The organism is Sphingomonas pituitosa NBRC 102491 (assembly GCF_001598435.1).
GTDB classification, from domain to species: domain Bacteria; phylum Pseudomonadota; class Alphaproteobacteria; order Sphingomonadales; family Sphingomonadaceae; genus Sphingomonas; species Sphingomonas pituitosa.
Genome location: NZ_BCYY01000009.1, coordinates 102986 through 127090 on the forward strand (window position 1 = coordinate 102986; position 24105 = coordinate 127090).

A 24105-nucleotide genomic window follows, 5' to 3' on the forward strand; every position below is an offset into this window, starting at 1 on the left:
GCGGCCGCGCTAGTTGCCGGCCGAGGCGGCCTGCCAGCGGGCATAGCGGTCCAGCGCCTTTTGCGGCTGCGCGCTGAACCAGCTATAGCCGTTGCGCCGCTCGAGGCTGACGGCGTTCACGTCGTCGAGGATCCGCCGGTCGCGGTCGCCGAAGATCGGCCACATCGACCGGAGATCATAATAGCGCGACCAGATCGGGCCCGCGCCGGGCTTCGCCACCAGCCGGCGCCCCTCGGCGCCGGCGGCCGTCCATTCCTGGCCGTAAAGTGCATGGGCGCGCAGCCATGCGATGCCGTCGCGCACCGCCGACTGCACCTGCGGCGACCGGCCGGCATGCTGCATCAGCAGCACCAGCAGCCTGGCGCTTTCGTAGCTCGCCAGCGATGCCGGCTCGAAGTTGCGGGCGCCCGCCGGCTGGAGCGTCAGCGCATCATGTTGCTGCCCCCATATCGTCCGCGTGCCGCCGATCACCACCTGCGTCTTCAGGATCACGGCGATCGCGCGGTCCACGGCGGCCCGCGCCTCCACCGCCAGCGCCGGAGCAAGCGCCGCATGCTCGCCGCGGCCCGCGGCGACCTCGGTGAGCAGCGAAACCACATCGGCGAGCGCATCGTCGTTGAAGGTCAGCGCGTCGTGATAGCCGCCCTGGAGCGGGAAGACCTGCGGCCAGCCGCCATTGGGAAATTGCGCGGCGAGCAGGTAGCGCACGCCCTTGGCCAGCGCGTCCCGATAGGGATCGCCCTCGCGCCCGGGCAGCGCCGCCTGGACACGCGCGAGGAAGCGCAGTTCGGACGTGGTGGCGTTGTTGTCGATCGTGCCGACATAGCGCCACGCGGGATCGGCCTGGATGTCACTTTCGGCATTGGACGGCAGATGCTCCATGGGAACATAGGCCTGCCCGCGCTGCCGGGGCGGGCCCGCGCGGTCGACATTCTTCCCCCAGCCGCCGGCCGGCGTCTGGAAGCTGACGATCGTATCGGCGGTGTGGCGTGCTTCCAGCCCGGCGTACCAGGCGGCCGGGCGGTCGAGCGGCATGCCGGCGCCCCCGGACGGTCCCGTCGGCGGGCTCGGCGGGTGGAGGCCGCCCGCACGTTCGGCTGCGAGCGCGGCCTTGTCGGCAGCCATCAGCGCGCGCGAACGGGCCAGATAGGCCCGCCAGGCCGGCTGCTCGGCCGGGGGAAGCTGCCCGATCCGCGCTTCGGTGATCGGCGCCGCCGGCGTCATCCGCCCGATCTCCCGGGCACCCGCGACGATCGGCGTTGCCGCCAGCGCTACCCACAGAGCCGCCTTCAAGACGTGCATCACGATCTCCTCTCCCCTGTCGCCGACACACCAGCGCAGCGCATGTCTCACAAAACGCCCGTTCAGGGCCGCAGCAGGGACGCAACGAACAGCAGGCGCATCCTGCTTTCCTCAAAGCGCACGGAATCGGAAATCGCGAAACCGGGCGTCGCCTTGCCCCGCCGAGTAGAGGCCGGGCCGCAGCATCAGGAAGCCGCCGCGCACATTGTGGTGATAGCCCGACACCTCCATGCCGCGATCGAAGCGCTGCCAGCTGCGGCCGTCGTCGCCCGAGGTGTGATAGGATATGATGTGGCGATCGTTCGTCACCCGCATCCGCAGGCGTCGGCCATGGGGATTGGCCGGCCGGCCGCGCTCGAGGCCATATTGGTGGGTGACGAACCGCTTCTCGTCGAAGCCGAGGCCGCAATACAGCTTCTCGTCATAGAACAGCACCAGGCCCGCAACACCGCCGGGGGCGATCTCGATCGTGCATTCGAACTGATAGCCGGTATCGCCGGCGATCAGCAGCAGCGGCGAGGAATCCACCGGTGCCCTGCCCCGCCCCTGGAGCAGCAGCGCACCGCCCTCGATCCGCGCCCGGGCATTCTCGTCGGGTGCGGGCTTGAAGAAGTTCCACTTGCTGCCGAGCTGGAGCGGCTGGCTGAAATCGTCGGACAGAGGCTGGCCGTGCGGTACCGCGGTGCCGCCTTTGGGCTTGCGGATCGGCTGCGACAGGTCGCCGCCCTGCATCCGGAACCAGCCGTCCGCCGTCCACTCGATCGGGTCGAGCAGCGCCTGGCGGCCCAGCGTCCAATAGCCGTTCTCGAAGCCATGATAGACCGACCACCAACTGCCGTCCGGCGCCTCGACCAGCGAGGCATGACCGCGCGACCACCATTTCTCGGCCAGGCTCGTGGTGCGCACCAGCGGATTGTGCGGGCAGTTCTCCCACGGCCCGTGGATCGAGCGCGACCGCGCCGCGATCACCATGTGCCCGGTCGGCGGGCCGGCCGTGCCGCCGACGGCGGTGATCATGTAGAACCAGCCGCCATGGCGATGGATCTTGGGCCCCTCGGGCGAAAAGCCCTCGACGTCCCAATCGTCCGGATAGCGCCAGGGATCATAGACATGCTCCACCTTCCCCACCGTCGACAGCCCGTCGTCGGACAGGCGGATGCGGTCTCCGCCGGAAAGGAACAGCCAGCGCGAGCCGTCTTCCCCCACCGCATGGCAGGGATCGATATGATTGGGCAGCTTGAGGTCGATGGGGTCGCTCCACGGCCCGTCGACATGATCGGCCCAGATCACGAAGATCGAATTGGGCTGCGCCTTGACGGGGATGTAGAGGAAATAGCGCCCCTGGTGCTTCTCCAGGCTCACCGCCCAGACCGACCCGATGTTCTTATGCAGCGCCGCCTTGCGCGGCTGCCAGTTCACCAGGTCACGGCTGTGCCAGAGGGTGAGGCCCGGATAGGAATCGAAGCTCGAGAAGGTCATGTAATAGTCCGCGCCGTCCTTCAGGATGGCGGGATCCGGATGGTCGCCCGAGACCAGGGGATTGAGGAAGCGCCCGTCGCCCAGGTCGCAGATGCGCTGACGATCGAAGCCGCGCTTCCAGTCCGGCGCCCCGGCAGCGGCAGGGACCGCGGCCGCGCCCGTCGGCGCCAGTGCCGCCCCTGCCCCCACCAGCGCCGCGCCGACCGCGTCTCGTCGTGTCAGCCGCATCCTCATCCCTCCATGAACCGATCCGGCCTGTCGGAGAAGGAACCCCGCCGATGACACCGGTTTCTCAGGCTAGCCGGATGCCGAGCCCGCTACAAGGCCGCCTATCGGCTTATGTTCGCTTGCCTTTCGCGCTCCTCCAGGAGTGTTCGCTAATGAAATGCTATTTTCATCGTGCCCATGATCTGGCACGTCTTGCGGCAACTACACGTGGCGACAGGACCGCGCGCAGATGCTCGCCGCCTGGTCGGCACCGATACCGGCGTCGGGAGAGGAAAGAATGCGGACTGGATGCCGCCCCATGCTCTGGCTGGTTGCAGCCCTGGTCCTCGGCGCGCCCGGCCCTGCCGCGGCACGGAACGCGGTGCGCGTTTCCTTGCGCGCGCCCGGCGCTTTCCCCAGCATCCAGCAGGCGATCGACGCCCTCCCGGCCACGGGTGGCGTCGTCCGCGTCGATGCGGGCATCTGGCGCGAGAAGGTCAGGATCGAGAAGCCGCATGTGACGCTCGCCGGCGTCGGTCGCGATCCGGCCGCGGTGGTGCTGGTCCATGGCGATTCGTCCAGGACCGCGGGCGGAACGGTGAAGTCCGCCACGCTCACCGTCACCGGCGACGATTTCCACGCCGGCAACCTCACGATCCGCAACGACTGGGGCAGCGATCCCGCCAACCCGCCCTCGCAGGCCGTGGCGCTGGCGCTCACCGGCGATCGGGCCGTACTCGATCGGGTCCGCCTCCTCGGGCACCAGGACACGCTCTACGCCAACAAGGGCCCCGGCAATCGCATGGCCCGCCACTATTTCTCGCGCTGCTATGTGGAGGGGCATGTCGACTTCATCTTCGGCAACGCGAATGCCTATTTCCGCGACTGCCGGCTGCACGGCGTCGCCCATGCAGGCGTCATGTACACCGCGCAGAGCCGGAACGCCCCCGACGAGGACAGCGCCTATGTCTTCGACCGCTGCCGGCTCACCGCCGACCCCGCCGCCAGCGACATCTCGCTCGGCCGCGCCTGGCGCCCCTATGCGCGCGTGCTCTTTCTCCGCACGCGGATGGACGCGGCGATCATCCCCGAAGGCTGGCGCGAATGGACGCCCGGCAAGACCGACACCTTTCGCACTGCCTATTACGCCGAGTTCCGCTCCACCGGACCGGGCGGCGATCCGCGCCGCCGCGTCCCTTCGTCGCACCAGCTCAGCGCGGCGGAGGCGAAGCAGTGGCGGTATCAACGGCTGTTCGGCGACACCGCGCCCTGGGTGAAACAGGCGCTCGTCGAACTTCAAGCCGCCACACGCCCGCTTTGAGCCCCAAGGAGAGCCGCCATGACCATCCCGATGATCGACCGGCGTCAAGCCCTGCTGGCCCTTTCCGCCGGGGCCGGTGCTTCGCTGGCGGCACCCGGGGGCCGCGCGGCTGCGGACATCGCGCCCACCGCCGCCGAGACGATCCTCTGGTACGCCCAGCCGGCCGCGCGCTGGGTCGAGGCATTGCCGGTCGGCAATGGCCGGATCGGCGCCATGGTGCATGGCGGGATCGACACCGAATATCTCCAGCTCAACGAAGATACCTTGTGGTCGGGCGGCCCCTATGATCCGGTCAATCCGGAAGCCCGCGACGCGCTGCCCGAAGTACGCCGCCGCATCTTCGCCGGGCAGTTCGCCGAGGCGGAGGCGCTGGCCAACGCCAAGCTGATGGGCACGCCGCTGCGCCAGATGCCCTATGGCACGCTGGGATCGCTGGTGATCCGTCGCGCCGGCGCGGCCGTAACGGCTCCGCCCGCGCGCGCGTCGGGAAGCATCGACAGCTCGGTCTCTGCGGCCGAGGCAGCACGCCCCCTTCCCGGGTACCGGCGCGACCTGGACCTCGACCGTGCGGTGGCGACGACGCGTTGGACCGAAGCCGGCATGGAGTATCGCCGCGAGGTGCTGGCCTCGGCGGTGGACCAGGTGATCGCCATCCGCCTTTCCGCCGGGGCGCCGGGGCGGATCGATGTCGATCTCTCGATGGAAACGCTCCTGCGCGACGCCGCGACGCGGGCCGGTCGACCCGGCGAGATCGTCCTCACGGGTCGCAACCGCGACGCGGAGGGCATCCCCGGCGCCCTTTCGGTAGAAGCCCGGGTGCGCGCCCTGCCGCGCGGCGGCAGCGTCCGCCAGGAAGGCGACCGACTGGTCGTGCGCGGCGCGGACACACTGCTGATCCTGGTGGCGATGGCGACCAGCCATCGCCGCTTCGACGACGTCGGCGGCGATCCCACGGCGACCACCACGGCGCAGATCGACCGCGCGGCCCGGCGCGCGTACGAGGCGATCGCCGCCGACGCGACCGCGGATCATCGCGCGCTTTTCCGTCGCGTGTCGCTGCGCCTGGGAGGCGGCGCCGGCGAGGCACTGCCGACCGACCAGCGCGTGCGCGCAGGCGAGAGCGGTGCGGACCACGCGCTCGCCACGCTCTACTTCAACTATGCGCGCTACCTGCTGATCGCCTCCTCGCGGCCCGGCACCCAGCCGGCCAATCTCCAGGGCATCTGGAACGACAGCAACAATCCCCCCTGGGGCAGCAAGTACACGATCAACATCAATACCGAGATGAACTACTGGCCCGCCGAGCCGACGGGGCTGCCGGAATGCGTCGCGCCGCTGGTGGCGATGGTGCGCGATCTGGCCGTGACCGGCGCCCGCACGGCGAAGACGATGTACGGCGCCCGCGGCTGGGTGTGCCATCACAACACCGATCTGTGGCGCGCCACCGCGCCGATCGACGGCGCCCAGTACGGACTTTGGCCGATGGGCGGCGCCTGGCTGTGCCTGCACCTGTGGGACCGCTACGATTACGGCCGCGACATGGGCTATCTCGCCTCGATCTACCCGATCCTGCGCGGCGCGGCGGAGTTCTTCCTCGACGTCCTGCAGCCCGATCCCGAGACCGGGTTCCTCGTCACCAATCCTTCGCTGTCGCCCGAGAACGGGCATGGGCACGGATCGTCGCTCTGCGCGGGCCCGACGATGGACATGGCCATTCTGCGAGACCTGTTCGATCGGACCGCCCGCGCCGCCGAACTCCTCGGCAAGGACGCCGCGCTTCGACGCGAGCTCCATGCCACGCGCGCGCGGCTGGCGCCCTTCCGGGTCGGCGCCCAGGGGCAGCTGCAGGAATGGCAGGCAGATTGGGATGCGGACGCGAACGATCCCCATCATCGCCATGTCAGCCACCTCTACCCGCTCTATCCCGGCGACCAGATCAACACCGCGAACACGCCTGCCCTGGCGGCGGCTGCACGGCGCTCGCTGGAATTGCGCGGCGACGAGGCCACCGGCTGGGCGACCGCCTGGCGGATCGCGCTCTGGGCCCGGCTGGGCGACGGCAACCATGCCCATCGCATCCTGCGCTTCCTGATCGGCCCCAGGCGCACCTATCCCAACCTGTTCGACGCGCACCCGCCCTTCCAGATCGACGGCAATTTCGGGGGCGCGGCGGCCATCGTCGAGATGCTGCTGCAGAGCACCGGTGGCGCCATCACCCTGCTCCCCGCGCTACCCGACGCGTGGCCCGAGGGCGAAGTGCGCGGCCTCCGGGCGCGCGGCGCGTGCGAGGTGGACCTGGCCTGGCAGGACGGCATGCTGCGCGCGGCGACCTTGCGCAGCCGCATTGCGGGCCGCGTCACCGTGCGCTGTGCCGGCGCCACCCGCACCCTGACCTTGCGGCCCGGCCGGGCGGTACGGCTGGTCGGGCCCACGCTGCGCATCGCGTGACCGCGGCGGGGGCACCCGTCGCCCGCGCCGATGCACGCCGGGGCGGAGGAATCCGACGGCAAAATGCATATCGGGGCGGCACCAGGGCCGCCCCGATACGAGTGGATCAGCGATTCAGCTTCAGAAGCTGAAGTTCGCGCCGGCGCTGAAGTTCCGGCCGACGAGACCCGCGTAATGCCAGCTGCTCAGATAGTTCGGATTGCTGGTATAGGCACCCGCGGCCAGCGGCGCACGGGCATTGGTCAGGTTCTGGACGTTCACGAAGAAGCGGAACTTGTCGTTCGCCTTCACCGCGATGTTCAGGTCCGTATAGATGAACGGACGGATGAAGCACTGGAACGTCTTGTCGGTGCCGTCGGTCAGGGGAACCAGCGTGTTCTTGCACGACAGGTCGATCACACCGTTCGTCGGCGTGATGCGATCGGCTGCAACCTGCTTGATCCGCCCGACATAATAGGTCGTCGTGGTCAGCGAGAAATTGCCGATCTCCAGCGCGTTCTGCCAGTTGCCTCGGATCCGCGGCGTACCGCCGCCCGACGACAGCCGGTACGGCCCCAGCGTACCCGCATATTTCTGCACCACGCCTTCCGGAGTGACGAGATCGAGCCTCAGGACGCGGGTGACGTCGAGGCGGCTGATCAGGCGCACATTGTCGGACAGGCGGAAGTTCGCGCTCGCCTGCATGTCGATGCCCGAGCTCAGCTGGTAGTTGGCGTTGACGTAGGGCACGTCATACACCAGCAGGCGCGGCAGCGCGTTCGGGTTCGACGGATCCGGTGCGTCGACGACGCGGCACGTATAGCCAGGCCCCACCGCGGCAAGCGCGGCGCAGCCGTCGACCGCGTTGCTCTTGCTGTAATAGGCGTCGACGGCCTTGGGGCCCAGCGGACCGCTGACGATCAGGTTCGACTTCTTGATGTTGTAATAGTCGAGCGTGAGGTTCAGCCAGCGCGTCGGCTTGAGCATCGTGCCGACGGTGATGCTGCGCGACACTTCCGGCAGGATGTCCGGATTGCCCTTGGAGCCGCTGCCGAGGCTGTAGCTGTTGGTGTAGGCCGCATTCCCCGGGTGCGCCGCGACGAAGCTGGGCGGCAGGGCGAAGGTCGAGAAGCCGGCATAGCTGCTGGCCGGGTTGTTTTCCGCAAAGGTCGGCGCGCGGAAGCCCTGCGAATAGGTGGCGCGGAACGAAACCTGCTCGATCGGCGAGTATTTCGCGCCGATCTTGGGCGAGAAGTGACTGTAGCCCTGCGAGTAGTGATCGTAGCGGCCCGAGACGTTGAGATCGAGTTCCCGGGTGAACGGCGCATCGATCTCGAAGAAGCCCGCGGTCACGGTCTGGCGACCCTGGGCCGATGAGGTGTTCAGCCCGTAATAGGAAAGGTCCGCATTCTGGCTGCGGTTCATCAGCGTCTCGCGGCGGATCTGGAAGCCGCCACCGATGTTGAGATCACCGCCCGCCAGCGGCATCAGCGCCTTGATCAGCGAGCCGCCGATCGTCGCGACCGTCGAATAGGACGGCGTGGTCCGGTCCGGCGAAACCTGGGCGCGCACCGCCGCGCTGTTCAGCTCCGGATTGACGAAGTTGTACGCGCCCGTGTTGACAGCGTTCAGCAATCCCTGGATGTTGATCGCGCCGCGCTGCGTGACGCTGAAGTTGTCCCGCGCATAGACGCCGTTGAGGCGGAACTTGAAGCCGTTGCCCAGATCGCCCGAAATGCCCGCCGTGGTGCGGAACACGTCGACATAGCGGAAGCTGCCGGCGGGAATGTCGCCGAACAGGTAATAGATGCGCGCAGCACCTTCGCCGGGGTTGTTCGCATAGGCAGCGGCATAGGGGTTATTCGGGTTCAGCCGCTTGTCCGCTGCGGTGGCGCAGTTCACGCCCGACGCGCAGACATAGACCGGCAGCACGATGCCGGGATTGCTGGACGAGATCGCCGCCGAACCGCCGAACGGCTGGGTCTGGCGAATGCCGGAAGGCGCTCCCATGATGCTGACTTCGGAATGCGAATAGCTGCCGCTGGCGAAGGCCTCGAGATTGTCGGACAGGCGCACGCTGAGGCGGGCGGTGGTCGAGTAGCGCTGCTGCTTCGGCTGGATGATGAAATATTCATCCGGGAGATTATGGGCGCAGCCGGCGCCCTGCTCGTCCTTCTTGGCGACCGTGAAGGTGCCGAAGGGGCAGGCGTTGGGGTTGAGCAGCTGATACTGGTTGGTGATCGGCGCGCCGATCTGGCCGGACAGCGGGTTGTTGAGATCGGACTGCTGCACGCGGGTGACGACTGCCTGCGGGTTCTGCGTCATCAGCGATTCGTCGTTGAGGTTCTGATCCTTCAGCCCGCTGGGGCGCAGGTCCAGCGTGTTGAACGGATAGCCGCGGTCGTGGTTGGTGATGTACCCGTCATAGGTGTATTCACCGTTCAGGTAGAAGTTCCAGCCCTGCTCGCGATAGTCGCCCACGCCGCCGGTCAGGGTTGCACGATAATGGGCGCCGTCGCCCTCGCCGGTGGTGCCGCCCTGGACCGAGCCTTCGAGGCCCTTGAAGTTCTTCTTGCTGATCAGGTTGACCACGCCACCGATGGCGTCCGCGCCGTACGTGGAGGAAGCACCGTCCTTCAGCACCTCGATACGGTCGACGATGCTGAACGGGATCGAATTCAGATCGACATAGGCATTGTGGCCGTCGTCGTTGAGCGGGAAGTTCGCGGAGCGGAGGCCGTCGATGAGCACGACCGTCGACGAGACGCCCAGGCCGCGCAGCGACACGGCGGCGCCACCGGCGGAGAAGCCGTTGCGGAAGCCGGTCGAAATCGAGCCCGCGCTATCGGCCGAGACCGAGCGGATGGCATCCTGTGCAGTGGTGATGTTCGCGCGGCGGAGCGTCTCCGAGCTCAGCACGGTCACGGGCGAGATCGAGGTGGCGTTCGAATCGCGGAACAGCGTGCCGGTGACGACGATGGGCGCTGCTTCACTCGCATCGGCCGGTGCCGGCTTGGCGCCAGCCTGCGAATCCTGCACTGTTTGCCCGGTTGCGGCATCCGCCACCTGCGCCGGTGCCACGTCCTGCCCATAGGCTGGGGCGGCAACCGCCGTCAGCAACGCCACCGTCGAGACCCCATGGCGTAGCGTAGAAAATGCCGAGTTCTTCAAAATCATCAAGCCCATCCCTGTTTCACCGCCGCAGCGACTTCTTGTCGGTTGCGCACACGCCCTGACGAGGCGCTGTGGCGGGCGTCCGCTATGGGCAGGTGCGTTAAGGGAGCTTTAAAAAGCCGCCTGCGGCATCGAGGGGCGAAAACACGGACACGCCGCTGTATCGCGCCGCAAAGAATACATCCTGAATGGTCTTCCCCGCTCCAGCGACGTTCGAGGTGTTTCAATCAATTCTTCGACATACGATCTGCGCAAATTCTCCAGTTGTCGGGAAATCAAAAATTATTTTCGACATGCCGTCTCAGATGTTGCGCAGTGCATAGCCAAGAGCTTCAAGCAAGCGCGCGTTATGTTGACACGGACGCAGAGATATTCGAGCGCCGGCGATCAGGATCGTAGGTTGACATATTTGCGCGTGCGGTATGTTAACAACCCGTCGCAAGTGGATGCCGTCCAGTACTTAAAGTGCTTCAAAACGGGCGGAAGCTGGAAAGCCGGGCCTCGAATCCCGACGCATCAAGGCCCCACGCCGACCGATCAGGTGCAAACCGACCGGTGATGGCGGGCAACTTGCCGAGCATGGCAGCAGCGTTTCGCCGCATCTTCCTCAAATGGCGCAGTATCTTAGCTGGAACTGGCGCGAGCAATGGGTTGAGACGAGCCGATAGGCTCCCCGGGATCGGACGCGTGCACCCAGCCTCTGTAGGGCATGCTTTCGGAAAAGACGGACACATGCCGACCCTCCTTTGGAGGACGCAGCAGGGCCGGAGCGCACACAGACTTTGGTTGGACTTCGTTCCGGCGCAACCGCCAAACCCCTCCCCGCCTCTCCCTGAATAGCGCTTGACCTTCATCTATAATGTCGGACAAGTGCAATCGATCGACCCGATTAATCCGGGCGCTTGGAGAGGGGACTGCCATGCTTCGCTACCTGTTATTGACGTCTGTTGCCGCCATCGCGTTGGGCGCGACGCCCGCCTCTGCCCAGAGCAATGCCGCTCCAGGCAAGGATCAGGCCGGCACAAGCGACCCCCAGGACCAGGCGCCCACCGCAGCAGAACCAGCCGCTCCGGCGGAGGATCGCGCCACCGACGAGAGCGCTATCATCGTCACCGGCTATCGGGCGAGCTTGGGCAGTGCGCAGCAGATCAAGCGCAATTCGGATGCCATCCTCGATGCGGTGGTGGCGCAGGATATCGGGAAGTTGCCGGACAACACTGCCGCCGAGTCTCTTGCCCGCATCACCGGTGTCCAGGTGACGCGCGGTAGCGACGAGGTCACCGGGGTGCTGGTGCGCGGGTTGCCCAACGTGGCGACCACCTTCAACGGGCGCGACATCTTCACCGCCGAGCTTCGCCGCTCGCAGTTGCAGGACTTTCCGGCGGGCGTGCTGGCAGGCCTGGAAGTGTACAAGTCGGGAACTGCCGATCTGCTGGAGCCCGGACTGGCCGGCCTCGTCAACGTCCGTTCCAACCGTCCCTTCGATTTCACCGAGAAGTTCACGATCGCCGGGGGCATTCGCGGCACCTACAACGACCAGAGCCGCAAATATGACCCGCAGGGCAACATCCTGCTCAGTGCGCGCACCCATAGCGCGATCGGCGACATCGGCGTGCTGGTCAACGCCTCCTATGCACAGGCGCAATATCGAAACGCCGTGCGCTGGGCGAGCGGCTTCGTGCCGACCGAACTGCCCGCTGGGGTGACCGTGAGCCCGTCCTCCGCCGGCCGCGCCTTCCGCATCCCCGAGCGGGTCGGCGTCTACAACGACAGCGGCAAGCGCTGGCGCCCTGCGGCAAATGCCAGCGTGCAGTGGAAGCCGGCCGACAATCTCGAAATCTACTATGACTTCCTGTACCAGGGCTTCCGCGGAAGGCTGGCGAACGATCAGTTCGAGGCCTCGCTGATCAACAACAACGCCCAGCTTTCGAACATCGTCCTGCGCAACGGCATGGCCGATCAGGTCCAGACCCTCACCAAGACGGGCGGCGAGCGCGGGCAGGCATTTCGCAGTACGGTCAACAACAACACCAACACCTATCAAAATGCCGGCGGCTTCAAATGGAATGTCGGGCGCGCGCGGATCTCCACCGACCTTGCCTATACCAGCAGCCAATATGATGCGAACGAGTACAGCTTCGACATGGCGCAGAGCGCGCCGCCGACGATCGATGTGAACTTCTTCACGAACGGCGGCAGCGCCTTCAGCCTGCCCGGCTTCGATCGGGACAACGCCGCCAACTACCGCTGGCGCGGCTATTATGAGAGCGTCTACGTCGCCAAGGGCTCCGGCTGGCAATGGCGCGGCGACGTGGAACTGGATACCGACGTGTCCTTGTTCCCCCGCCTGCAGTTCGGCGCGCGGTGGACCGATCGCGATGCCTCGCTGGAGCGCGGCAATCGCTATGCCTATACCGAGACGCTGAACATCCCGCTGGCGGATACGCCGGCCGGGACCCTGGGACTTACTCCCAATGCATTCCGCGGCAACGTGCAGGGCTGGACGAGCTGGTTGATGCCAAGCCGCCAGGGCATCGAAGGCAATGCCGCCGCGCTCCGCGAATTCTCGCGCCAGGCGCTGGTGCGGATCGTCGCGGCCAATCCGAACGACGGCGGCTATCGCGACGCGCTTGCCCGCTTCTCGGTGCCGGAAGTGCAGCTCGATCCCTTGCAGGCGTTCTTCGCAACGGAGAAGACCTACGCCTTCTACGGTCAGGCCAAGTATGAATTCCGCATCGGCAGCTTCGACTTCGACGGCTTGATCGGCACCCGTGTGGTCAACACGGTCGGACAGTATAGCGGGCGCGGGACCCTGCCGGTGGTGGTGAACGGGGTCGTCCAGACCGACGCGAACGGGGTTCCGATCACCGCCACGCAGGACGTGGCCGTGCGCCAGAACTTCATCGACGTACTGCCGAACTTCAGCCTGCGCATCCGGCCCACGGACAAGCTGCAGATCCGGTTCGGCTTCACGAAGACGCGAACCGTGCCCGATTTCGGCCAGCTGAACCCGGCATATTCGGTAACACCCAATCAGTCGCCGCGGCCGGGCACCGTCATCACCAATCCCGATGGCAGCACGACGGTCGTCACCCCGCCGCCGAGCGACCCGCGTTTCCCGGCGAGCCTCCAAGGCCGTCCGGACTATTTCGGAAGCGGCGGCAATCCCAACCTGGCACCGCTCACCTCGAAGAACTTCGACGCGACGATCGAATATTACTTCTCGAAGAATTCGTCGGTGTCCGTGGCATTCTTCTATCGGGATCTGTTCGGCTTCTTCAACAATTACGTCCAGCGTTTCCGCGATCCGGTCTACGGGCTTGTCGAGGTCAATCGTCCGCTCAATGCCGGCGCCGGTCGTATCCAGGGCGTGGAAGTCGGCGGCCAGACCTTCCTCGACTTCCTGCCGGGCGTGCTCAGCGGCTTCGGCGTGCAGGCGAATGCCACCTATCTCGACGGCCGGCAGCGCTTCCCTGCGGACCTGGTCCCCGCGAGCCAGCTGCCGCCGTTCGTGGCCATCCCCAGCCTGTCCAAGTGGAGCTACAACGCCGCGTTGTTCTACGAGAAGGGCAAGATCTCGACGCGCCTTTCCTACAACGGGCGCTCCCGCTTCCTGAACGGCAACCTCGTTGTCGACGGGGTTTATTCCGGCGAAGGCACCGAGGCGATCACGCGGCTCGACTTCTCGTTCAACTACACGCCGGTCAAGCAGCTGACGCTGAGCTTTGACGCGACGAACATGTTGGCGCAGCCGTTTCGCAACTATGCCGAATATGCCGTCAACGGCCAAAGCCGCTCCTACCCCCGCGATGTGCGGGATGAAGGGCGCTACTACGGTGTCGGCGCGCGGTTCCGCTTCTAGGAAGAAGCCCGTGAACAGAATCCCAGCGGCGTGAGGAATGTGATTCACCCTCCACGTGGATGTGGAGGGTGAGCGCTGCCGCTGGCAACAAGCCTCGGAGCGTGGCGCAGGTCGACGACCCTGGCGTGATCAGCGGCAGCCCCCGTCTTGCAGGGGGCTGCCGCCAGACGCGGTGCGTCGCGCGCCCATGGCCCATACAAGACGCTGTACAACCGGGATAAGCGCTGGCCGCAGCCGGCGGACTGCCGGCTGCGGTTCTGATCGACGGTACGCATGTGCAAGCCGATCGCTCGACTGCCGATGGGAAAGGGGGCTATCGCCCCGGCGATCGGCATCAGCCGTAGCGGCTGCAACACCAAGATCCACACCATCGCCGACGACCGGGGGAAGGTCGCTCGCTGCAGGTCTTGACGTCTGGTCAGGCAGAAAGGGTGGAGTCCCCTACATTCCGGCCCACGCCAATCGACGCCGGAAAAAACTGCTTCAGCCGTACCCTCTGCAAGGGCCCCACGCCATCGAACGCAGATTGCCCCGGCCCAATGACCACCAATGCCTCGTCACGCCCTGGTCGTGCCGCCACCGTCTTCCACGTCGGCATCGACCTCGCAGCGAGTCCTGGCGCGTCGGCACGCCGCCATCTGCTGGATACGCTGCCGCATGGTGCCGGACGTCACCCAATATGGCTCCAGCTGCCGCTCAACATGTTCGGTCGATCCCCCGTGCCCGCACCAAAGCAATGCCTCAGCGCACACCTGCGCAAGGTTTGTGCAAGCTTCGCGACATAGCCATTACAAAATAACGGACGCCGCAGCGCAAAAGCGTGCGGGCACATCGCAGTGGGAGCGCCGGTCACGAACCGGCACCGGTTGGAAACGCGGCGAACTCGAAAAGTTTCCGCATTGGGGGCACGACCTTGAAGAAAATTCGACAAAACGCTTCGATGCTCGCGGTGGCAGCCATGCTGGCGACACTGCCTTCCGCAGCCTTCGCGCAAGACGAGGCGCACACTGCGAACCAGACCGATCCAGACCAGACCGCGGCGCAGCAAGACAAGCCCGTTGTCCTCGCGCCGGAAGATCGCCCCACCTCCCGCCCGAAAGGGGCCAAGAATCGGGACGAGGACGCGATCGAAGTCACCGGCAGCCGCCTGTCGAACGGTGATCCGACGACGCACGTGATCGTGCTCACGCGACAGGATATCGAGCGGCGCGGCGTGACCAGCATCGAGGATCTGGTGCGCACCTTGCCGCAGAACCTCGCCACCATCGGGCCGATCACCAATGATCGGCGGAGGGGGCCTCTCACCAATGGCAACAACTCTACTCCGTCGGCGCTTACGACGCTGGGTGTGTCCGCAGCCAATCTCGGCGGCATCGGCGCAGGGAACACGTTGATCCTGGTCAACGGCCGCCGGCTTGCAGGTGCGGCCGGCTTGGAAGCCGGGTTCGTCAACCTGAACGGCATTCCCCTCTCAGCTGTCGAGCGCGTCGAGATCTCCCAAAGCGGCGCTTCCGCCATCTACGGCGCCGATGCCATGGGCGGCGTCATCAACTTCATTCTCAAAAAGGGCTATTCCGGCCTCACGCTCACCGGCCAATATGAAAACTCGAACAACGGTGCAGATCGGCTGCGCGTCAGCGGCTATTTCGGCAAGAGCTGGGGTTCGGGCAGTATTTCATTGACTGCCGACTATAGCCGCACGGATCCGGTCGAGAACGCCAAGACCGGTTACGTGACGGAGGATTACTCCTCTCGCTACGGCGGTGATCAATCTTACAACCTGCGCAGTTTCGAACGCGGCCTGCAGCCTGGCCTGATCGACACGTCCGGCTATGCGGTTGATCCCGTGACGGGCCAGACCGACTTCAGCAACTACATCCGCACCGCGATCACGCCGCGGGCGGGGCTTACTGCACGGCCGACGCTCAATGACTTCACGACGATCACGCCCGCATCGGCTCGCGAATACATCGCGCGATACGCAGGGCCACGATCCCATGCAATCAGTGCGACGTTCAACCTGGACCAGGATATTACCAGCCGGCTGCATTTCTTCGCCAACGGACTGATCAACCGGACCTCGAACAGCCAGCAGCAGGATCTGGGCACTGGAATGACGCTGCCCATCGCGCCGGGGCAATATTACAATCCATTCCCGGCCGGCTATTTCAATTCCTTCACGCCCAACATCTACGTCCCCTATTTCCCGGCTGCCGAAATCGCCGACGGCAGCCTGGTTGCGGGCACCCTTTCCAACCGTGCCACCAACTGGACGGTCAATACCGGCCTCACCTACCGGTTCGGTCGCGATACCAAGCTGAGCCTCATCTACACCCGCTCGCGCAGCTCCAGTTCGGCAACGGGAAGCACGCTCGGCTCGGTCGTCAGCTTCCAGGAAGACCCGACCTCGCCGAACGGCCTGTCCTGCTACGATTTCTCGCTGATGTCGCCCAGCAGCACGCTCTCCGCCCAGGAGCGCGCCGCGCGGCAGCAGGCCTTTGATCGCCAGTGCCGCGCGCTCACCAGCAGCGACCCTGCGGTCGCCTTCAACCCCTGGCGGTCGCCGACCTTCACCGGTGGCGGCAGCATCCAGGACTTCGTCTACGACAGCGGCTTCGAGACGCCGAGTTCGACGACCCAAATGTTCGAGGCGCGCTTGAACGGCGCGTTGGTCGCCCTGCCCGGCGGCAAGGTCCAATATGCCGTGGGCGGCGAATATTCCAAGGACGGCGTCAGCAGCAAATTGGTGAACACCTTGACCGGGGGCAGCCAGAGCCGGGATCGGTTCGCCTTCTTCGGCGAGGTGAACGTGCCGGTGGTCGGCGGCGACTTCACCCTGCCGCTCATCCGTTCGCTGCTGGTGAACGTCGCGGTCCGAAACGACACCTACCGCACCACAGGCGCCGTGGGGACCGTCGACAATGTACCGGTATCGGCCGGGGGGCAGTTCCTGTACCGCAGGAATGCGTTCAGCCGCTTTACGCCCGCTTATGGCTTCCGCTGGGAACCGGCGGACGGCCTCTCCCTCCAGGGACGCTGGACCACGGGTTTCAAGGCACCACCCTATACCCAGTTGTTCAGCCCGGCGGGAACTACCCCATTCACGACGACGATCTTCTCGGACCCCCTATTCAATAACCAGACCTATCGCGTGCAAGCAGTGGCAGGCCCCAATCCGAATCTGCGCCCGCAGACTTCAAACTCGCAGGCGTTCACTCTCTCCTATACGCCGCGGGACTTTCTGCGCGGCCTGCGCCTGAACGTCACGTACAACCACACGAAGATCAACAACGAATACGCCAATTCGCGCGACCTGAATCAGTTTCTTCCGCAAAACGCGATTTACGGCCTCAGTCTTTTCTATCCGCGCGATGCCACCGGACGGGTCACCGAAGCCCGCTTCCTAACGTACAATCTGATCGGGTCGGACTATAAGTCGATCACCTATGAACTCGCGTACGAACTTCAGACAGCGAAACTCGGATTTTTCCAACCGTCGGTAACCGTCGTCCAGAACATCAAGGCAGAGCGACGCACGCTGCCGGGCGCGCCCGTTGTCGAGCAGGTGGGCTATGTCCTGGGACCCGACAGCTATCGTATTCAGGGGCAATTGGCGTGGTCCAAGGGAGCGTTCAACGCGACTCTGCTTGGCTACTACACGCCCAGCTATCTGAACGACTATCGCGTACAACGCTTCGCCGGAACGATTTCCAATCCGGACGCGGAGGATCGGGTGAGCCCCTACACCACGTTCGATCTCTCGGTGACATGGCAGGCCACGCGTGCCGCGAAACTCAGCCTGGTTGGCCGCAACATCTTCGACGCCCAGCCGCCGTTCGCGCTGGTCGATGCGCGGCCCTATGATACCGCGCGCTACAATGTCGCCGGCCGCACGCTTTCGGCGCAGTTGAGCTACAGCTTCTAGTCCGGGGGGTAGCCGATCCTTGTCGTGCGCGTGTATTGTGCATCGACGGGATCGTCTGCTCTCCGTGGGGGCGGGTCCGTGTTTCCTCCTGGCCCGCCCCCGCCCCCCCACGAGGGAGATCGAGCGAGAACCGAAGATGCGCTTGCTGCTGGTCGAAGATGACGAGGACATCGCCGAGACGCTCGTCGCGTTCCTGGAACGGGACGGCTTTGTCGTCGACGTCGCCGATTCCCTCGCCATGGCGCAGGACGCGCTGGAAAGCGGCGGGTTCGACCTTGTGCTGCTCGATCGCGTACTGCCCGATGGCGACGGCGTATCGCTCATCACCGCGGCCAAGACGGCCAATCGGCCACAGCGCTTCCTGCTCCTGACGGCGCTGAGCGAGATCGACGACCGGGTCGACGCGCTGGAACTGGGCGCGGACGATTATGTGAGCAAGCCGTTCGAACCGCGCGAACTGCTCGCCCGCATTCGCAATGCCCTGCGCCGGCCGCTGAACAGCCAGCGCGAATCGCGCCGGTTCGGTCCGCTGGTGCTCGACGTCGAGGCCTGCAGCTTCACCGTCGACGGCAAGCCCTTGATGCTGCGCCGAACCGAGGCGCTGGTGCTGGAAGCGCTGATGGCGCGACCGGGTCAGCTGGTGCTGCGAGAGACGCTGGAAACCCGCGTCTATGGCTATGACAAGTTCGTCAACGCGAACTCGCTGGAATCGCAGATCTCGCGCCTGCGCCGCAACCTGACCGAACACACGCCGCAAGTGAAGATCAGCGCCGTGCGCGGCATGGGTTACCAGTTGATCCTGGAGTGAGCACCCGTTCCCCGGTGCGCAAGACTGGTGCAAGCAGGTCGTGCGAATGCGCTCGACCAGTTCTTCCCTTAAATGACGGAATTTCCACGTGATGCACGACATGGTTGAAGCCGCCCGCCGCGACGCGGCGGAGTTCAAGCAGATCTTCGGCGACATTCGCGCCGAGGTCGGCAAGATGATCGTCGGCCAGGAAGGCGTAATCGCCGGCGTGCTCACCGCGCTGATGGCGGGCGGCCATGTCCTGCTCGAAGGCGTGCCGGGCCTCGGCAAGACGATGCTGGTCAGCTCGATCAGCCGTGCCGTCCACCTGCCCTTCTCGCGCATCCAGTTCACGCCGGACATGATGCCCGCAGACATCATCGGCACCTCGATGCTGAGCGAGGCCGAGGGCGGCGGGCATGTGCTCAGCTTCCAGGAGGGGCCGATCGTCTCCAACCTGGTCCTCGCCGACGAGATCAACCGCGCCACGCCCAAGACGCAGTCCGCCCTGCTCGAAGTGATGCAGGAACGCCAGGTCACCGTCGGCCGGCGCACGATCCGCATGCCCGAGCCGTTCTGCGTGATGGCCACCCAGAACCCGGTGGACCAGGAAGGCACCTATCCGCTGCCCGAGGCGCAGCTCGATCGCTTTCTGTTCAAGCTGATCGTCGGCTATCCTACCGAGGCGGAATACCATGCCATCATCGACCGGACGACCAGCGGCGAACAGGTGGTGCTGAACCCCGTTACCGATGCGGAAGCGCTCAACCGGATGCGCGCGGTGGTCCGCCAGGTGCCGGTGCCCGACGTGGCCAAGGCCTATGCGATCCGGCTGGTGATGGCGACCCAGCCGGGCAGCGACTACGCGACCGATGCGGTCAATCGCAACGTCGCGCTCGGCGCGTCGCCGCGTGGCATCCAGGGGCTGATGCTGGCGGCCAAGGTGCAGGCGCTGGTGGACGGCCGCTTCTCGGTAAGCACCGACGACATCAAGGCCGTGGCGCTTTCCGTCCTGCGCCACCGCGTCGTCGTCAATTTCCACGCCCAGGCGTCCAACGTCACCGCCGACGATCTGATCGCGGAGCTGCTCACCAGCGTCCGCGCCTGAGGCCGGCGGTTCGGTCGGGGCCCCGGCAACGGCCGGGGCCCGTTCCGCCTGCTCAGCGCAGGCGCTTGCCGAACACGTCCCACACCTCGACCGGGCCGAAGTTCAAGGCCCGTACCTCAGCCTCGATCCTGGCGAGATCGCCGACGATCACCCACGTCATCGCGTCCGGACGATAGGTTTGCGTCGCCAGGGCCCGCACCTGATCGAGCGTGACCTCCCCGATCCGGAGCGTCGTCCCCTTGCCGTAATCGAGCGGCAGGCCGTGCGCGTCGGCCGAAACGATCGCCCCCAGATAGGCGCCGCTCCCGACATAGCCCAGCGGGATCGATCGGATCGCCGCCGTCTTCTCCCGCGAAAGCTCCTCCTCGGTAACCGGACGATCGCCGACAAGGGCGCGGATTTCGGTACGGATCTCGAGCATGCTCGCAGCCGTCTTGTCGGTCTGCACGGTCCCGCTGGCAGTGAACAGCCGGTTGCCCGCCACCGCATCGCCGATGCCGGCGGTGAAGCCATAGGCCCAGCCCTTGCGCTCGCGCAGGTCGAGATTGAGGCGGCTCTGGAAACTGGTGCCCAGCACCGAATCCGCCATGCGCTCGACGGACGCGCGCTCCCGGTCATAGGGGCCCACGAAATGTCCCGCCGTGATGCTCGTCTGCGGTGCACCGGGGGCATCGACCAGGATCACCCGCGGGCCCGAAGCCGAAGCGGCCGGGCTGGCAGCGATCGGCGTCGGCTGCACGGGCTTCCAGTCGCCGAAGTAGCGTTCGGCCAGCATGCGCGCCTGCGCCGGCGTGATATCGCCGATCAGGTACAGCGTCGCGTTGTTCGGGCCGAGCTCGCGATCGTGGAACTGCTGGATCGCCGCGCGGTCCAGCGTCTTGGCCTGCTCGCGGGTGACGAGGCGGCCGTTCGGATGACCGTCCCCCCAGAGGGCTCGGGCATAGAGCAGGCCCGCGGCGTCGATCGGGTTGCGCGCGAACGCATCATATTGGGTGTCGATGCCCTCGAGCTGCCGGGCCACCCTGTCTTCGGCATAGCCAGGGCGGCGAACGGCATCCGCGGCCAGTGCGAAGGTGGCGTCGAGCGCCTGCGTGGTCGACGACCAGTTGGCCGCCGAACGCCGTGCCCCGGCCCCGGCCGAGAAGCTGGCGCCGAGCGCGGAAAGCCGCGCCGCGAAGCTGCCTGCATCGAGCGCGCCGCTCCCTTCGTCCATCAGCCCGAACGCCTGCCGCGCCGCCCCGGGTCGATAGGCCGGATCGGCAAGGGTGCCGGTATCGAACTGCAGTTGTGCATCGACGATCGGTACCCCGTGCCGCTCCGCGACCACCACCCGCAGCCCATTGGCGAGGCGCAATTCCTGGATCGGCGGGAAGCGGATCGCCGCGGGCTGCGTATCGACCGGCGGGGGCGCGCGGCGATCGACATCCTTCGCCGTGGCGCTCCGCAGCGGGTTGGGCAGCATCCGCAGCTCGTAATAGGGCCGCGCCAGCCATTTGGCAGCGGCAGCCCGGACCTCGCCGGCCGTGGCGCTGGCGATCCAATCGCGCTGCTTCAGGAAATGGACGGGGTCGCCCTGATCGACCTCGCTGGCGAGCAGCCAGGCGCCAACGCCCGCAGGGCTCTCCATCAGCCGCAACAGCGAAACGTCGGTATTCGCGATTACCGAGCGCAGCGCCTGCGCATCCGGCCCTTGCCGCAGGAACCGTTCGAGGGCCGCATCCAGCGCGGCACCGGCCTGCTCCGGCGTCACACCGGGCCGGAGCGTCATCGACAGCGTGAAGGTGCTGCCAAGCTGGCTTTCCTCGAATTGCGCCGCAACGCCGAGCGCCACCTGCCGATCCTCCACCAGCTCGCGGACGAGCGGCGTGTCCGGCGTACTTGCCATGGCAAGGGCGGCGAGTTGCAGCAGTGTCTTCCCGCGCGGATCGTCGTTGGAGATCGGCCAGCTCCGGCCGATCGTGATCGAGCCGACGCTGTCGTACAATGTCTCGCGCTTGATCTCGCTGAAGCTGGGCAGCCATTGGTCGGTACGGTCGATCGCCACGCCGGGCCGCACGGCGCCGAAATAGCGGGTGATCTTCTCGCGCGCCGTGTCGAAGTCGATGTCGCCGGCGAGTACGATCACCGCGTTCGATGCACCGTAATAGTCGGTGAACCATTGCTTCACGTCCGCAAGCGAGGCGCGATCGAGATCGGCCATCGATCCGATCACCGAATGGGCATAGGGGTGGCCGGCAGGGTAGAAGCCGGCAAGGTAGCGGTCGACCGCCTTGGCGCCCGGCTGCAACTCGCCCTGGCGCTTCTCGTTCTGCACCACGCCGCGCTGTTCCTCGAACTCCTGCTGGGTGATGCCATCGGCCAGATAGCTCATCCGATCGGATTCCATCCATAGCGCATAATCGAGCGCGCCGGTCGGCACCGTCTCATGATAGTCGGTCCAGTCGGTCGTCGTCTGCCCGTTGACCCCGCTCGCGCCGATCGCCTCCATCGCTTCCATGAAGCCGCCGGCGCGATTGCGGGTGGATTGAAACATCAGATGTTCGAACAGATGGGCAAAGCCGGTGCGGCCGGCGGGCTCGTCCTTGGAACCGGTCCGGAACCGAATGCCAAGGTACACGCTGGGAGTCGTGTGATCGGTATAGACAATCGCGGTCAGGCCGTTGGGCAAGGTGAACTGCCGATAGGGGATCTTGACGGCGCCGCGAGACGGCGCGGCGGGCGGCACCGAACGCTGCGGGGCAGCGACGACGAAGGAAGGCAGGAAGGCGGCACCGGCGTACAGGCCAATGCGCAGGGCGGTGCGAGCGAAGGTCAATGGAAGTGTCCAGCGTTGGAGAAGGTGGGGAGATCCCACGCCGCCAGTCTGCACGAATAGCTTGCAGCAGCCTTGCAGCGCAGTTTTCGCCGGGCAAGGTTGGTGCAAGCCAGCAGCCGTAGCACCGGAGGGGAGTCGCGAAGCCTGCCCTGCGGGATTGCGAACGCCTCTCACCCGGGACCGTGGATGACCGACGAAGCTACCCTGCATCTGGCCGAACGGATCGCCGCGATCGAAGCGCGCGGCACCGGCCATTTGCGGGCGGCCGCGCGGCGCCAGGCGATAGAGATCGGTCTTAGGGTGGCGATCCCGGCGACGCTGCCGGTGCCGGCCCTCGCCGCCCTTGCCGGCTGGTTCGCGCCGCTCCGCTGGGACATGGTGGGCCCGGCAACGCTGGCCGTTCCGCTGGCCGCGTTCGGCATCGGTTTTCTGCACCATTGGCGCCGGCAGCGGATCGAACGCGCCGCGGCGCTGGCGCTGTTCGACCGCGAACTCGCCCTGAAGGACCGGATCACCACCGCGGACGAATTCCTGCGCTATCCGGGCAGCGACGGCTTCCGCGCGGCGGCAGTGCTGGAGGCGCGCCCCTGGATCGAGCGCGCCGCCACCGCAGCCGTTCCGCAATCCCCCCGCCCCGTCTCTGCCGGAAGGCGCTGGCCGCTGATGCTGGCCGGGGCCGCGCTGCTGCTTGTTGCAGGCGCCGTGGAACAGCGCTTCGTCCCTGCAACCGGAGCCGGCCGGCAGGTCGCTGCCGCGCTGGTCGCGGCGGGCATCGCCGCACCGGGCGCGGGCGCCGAACGGCTCGACAACCCCGCTCCCGACACCGCAGGAAGCAGCGGGGCGAGCACGGTAAACCCGGCTCCATCCGGCACCAGTGCCGCCCACGAAGCCGGGCAGCAGGCAGACGGCGCGGGTAAGGACAGCGGCCGGCTGGGCGGCGCGCAACCGGCGGCGGGCTCGGACCAACCCGGCACGCGTGCTAGCGGCACTGACAGTGCATCGGCACCCCAGCCCGGCGAAGCCCGCCAGGCAGGCGCCGGAGCCGGTGCCGCCGGCAACCCCGATCGCAACGGAGCCGACCAGGACCGTCGCCAGGGGGCGGCCGGACGCATCGACGCCGATCGCAACGCAGGGGCCGACGGCCAGGCCGGCCAGCGCAGCGGCACCGCACCGCAGAACGGCGCCAATGCCGGCAATCAGCCGCCTTCCTCCTCCCCGCTGGGATCCCAGCAACGCCCGCAAACGGGCCAGAGCGGCAATGGCAGTCAGCCGAACCAGCAAAATCGCAGCCAGCAGGGCGCGCAGGACCAGTCACAGCCGGGACAGGGCAAGGGACAGGGCCGCGACGGGCAACGCGCGGGCCAGGACGCGCTCAAGCGCGCCAATGGCCTCGCCGCCCTGCTGCTTGCCGTGCCGATGCGCGATCGGCTGGGTGGCACGGCCAATGCGGGGCCCGTTTCCAGCCTGCCGCGCCAGGCGCCGCCGCACGCCGGCAGCGCCGGTGCGGCAACGGCAGCAGATCGCGGCTCCGCGACGGGGGATGTAGGACGCATCGTCCACCAGCCCGCCACGCCGCAGGACCAGCAGCTTCTGCAGCGCTATTTCCGCCCCGCCCGACGCGCTTCCGATGGCGGAGGCGAACGCTGACCGATTCCCGCACCGCCCGTTCCCGGCCTGCGGACCCGCCCGCGCACGCCG

At 66.6% G+C, this 24105-nt stretch carries 11 protein-coding genes; 7 read left to right on the forward strand and 4 right to left on the reverse strand.

The annotated features are described in order from the left end of the window. Positions 1-9: 9 nt before the first annotated feature. Both pelA and SPI01S_RS09795 read right to left on the reverse strand, forming a co-directional pair. Entirely contained in the window at positions 10-1302 is a 1293-nt protein-coding gene (gene pelA, locus SPI01S_RS09790; protein WP_066721661.1) for a pectate lyase, read from the reverse strand. Positions 1303-1413: 111 nt separating this feature from the next. Further along, the gene (locus SPI01S_RS09795) at positions 1414-3009 is read right to left on the reverse strand and encodes a family 43 glycosylhydrolase (protein ID WP_066721663.1); all 1596 of its coding nucleotides are present in this window, start codon (positions 3007-3009) and stop codon (positions 1414-1416) included. A 298-nt stretch (positions 3010-3307) separates the two neighbouring features. Between SPI01S_RS09795 and SPI01S_RS09800 the strand changes: the two genes are divergently transcribed. Both SPI01S_RS09800 and SPI01S_RS09805 read left to right on the forward strand, forming a co-directional pair. Then, entirely contained in the window at positions 3308-4309 is a 1002-nt protein-coding gene (locus SPI01S_RS09800; protein ID WP_157084627.1) for a pectinesterase family protein, read from the forward strand. 18 nt (positions 4310-4327) lie between these two features. Next, positions 4328-6757, forward strand: coding sequence for a glycoside hydrolase family 95 protein (locus SPI01S_RS09805; protein WP_245653541.1), 2430 nt, complete (start codon positions 4328-4330; stop codon positions 6755-6757). Positions 6758-6877: 120 nt separating this feature from the next. On the opposite strand, the gene SPI01S_RS09810 is transcribed toward SPI01S_RS09805, so the two are convergent. After that, positions 6878-9913: a TonB-dependent receptor plug domain-containing protein gene (locus SPI01S_RS09810; RefSeq protein WP_066721771.1), complete on the reverse strand. Its 3036-nt coding sequence runs from the start codon at positions 9911-9913 to the stop codon at positions 6878-6880. A 916-nt stretch (positions 9914-10829) separates the two neighbouring features. Between SPI01S_RS09810 and SPI01S_RS09815 the strand changes: the two genes are divergently transcribed. The 4 genes from SPI01S_RS09815 (at position 10830) to SPI01S_RS09830 (ending at position 19592) form a co-directional block, all read left to right on the forward strand. Next, positions 10830-13772: a TonB-dependent receptor gene (locus SPI01S_RS09815; protein WP_066721668.1), complete on the forward strand. Its 2943-nt coding sequence runs from the start codon at positions 10830-10832 to the stop codon at positions 13770-13772. A gap of 913 nt (positions 13773-14685) precedes the next feature. Further along, entirely contained in the window at positions 14686-17697 is a 3012-nt protein-coding gene (locus SPI01S_RS09820) for a TonB-dependent receptor domain-containing protein (protein ID WP_218017593.1), read from the forward strand. A 136-nt stretch (positions 17698-17833) separates the two neighbouring features. Further along, positions 17834-18505, forward strand: a complete 672-nt coding sequence (locus SPI01S_RS09825) for a response regulator transcription factor (RefSeq protein ID WP_066721670.1) — start codon at positions 17834-17836, stop codon at positions 18503-18505. Positions 18506-18596: 91 nt separating this feature from the next. Then, positions 18597-19592 carry an AAA family ATPase gene (locus SPI01S_RS09830; RefSeq protein WP_066721672.1) on the forward strand — a complete coding sequence of 332 codons (996 nt, stop codon included), beginning with the start codon at positions 18597-18599 and terminating at the stop codon, positions 19590-19592. A 52-nt stretch (positions 19593-19644) separates the two neighbouring features. Here SPI01S_RS09830 and SPI01S_RS09835 read toward each other — a convergent pair whose 3' ends face one another. Further along, positions 19645-22407 (reverse strand): M16 family metallopeptidase, encoded by a 2763-nt coding sequence (locus SPI01S_RS09835; RefSeq protein ID WP_169804492.1) that lies wholly within the window; start codon positions 22405-22407, stop codon positions 19645-19647. Between the two features lie 186 nt (positions 22408-22593). Here SPI01S_RS09835 and SPI01S_RS09840 point away from each other — a divergent pair, with 186 nt between their 5' ends. Then, positions 22594-24054: a hypothetical protein gene (locus tag SPI01S_RS09840; RefSeq protein WP_066721674.1), complete on the forward strand. Its 1461-nt coding sequence runs from the start codon at positions 22594-22596 to the stop codon at positions 24052-24054. Positions 24055-24105 lie beyond the last annotated feature (51 nt).

What these genes read in the sequence shown, in the direction of transcription:
- pelA (WP_066721661.1), bottom strand. Translation starts at nt 1,302, where the DNA reads ATGCACGTCTTGAAGGCGGCTCTGTGGGTAGCGCTGGCGGCAACGCCG.
- SPI01S_RS09795 (WP_066721663.1), bottom strand. Translation starts at nt 3,009, where the DNA reads ATGCGGCTGACACGACGAGACGCGGTCGGCGCGGCGCTGGTGGGGGCA.
- SPI01S_RS09800 (WP_157084627.1), top strand. Translation starts at nt 3,308, where the DNA reads ATGCTCTGGCTGGTTGCAGCCCTGGTCCTCGGCGCGCCCGGCCCTGCC.
- SPI01S_RS09805 (WP_245653541.1), top strand. Translation starts at nt 4,328, where the DNA reads ATGACCATCCCGATGATCGACCGGCGTCAAGCCCTGCTGGCCCTTTCC.
- SPI01S_RS09810 (WP_066721771.1), bottom strand. Translation starts at nt 9,913, where the DNA reads ATGATTTTGAAGAACTCGGCATTTTCTACGCTACGCCATGGGGTCTCG.
- SPI01S_RS09815 (WP_066721668.1), top strand. Translation starts at nt 10,830, where the DNA reads ATGCTTCGCTACCTGTTATTGACGTCTGTTGCCGCCATCGCGTTGGGC.
- SPI01S_RS09825 (WP_066721670.1), top strand. Translation starts at nt 17,834, where the DNA reads ATGCGCTTGCTGCTGGTCGAAGATGACGAGGACATCGCCGAGACGCTC.
- SPI01S_RS09830 (WP_066721672.1), top strand. Translation starts at nt 18,597, where the DNA reads ATGCACGACATGGTTGAAGCCGCCCGCCGCGACGCGGCGGAGTTCAAG.
- SPI01S_RS09840 (WP_066721674.1), top strand. Translation starts at nt 22,594, where the DNA reads ATGACCGACGAAGCTACCCTGCATCTGGCCGAACGGATCGCCGCGATC.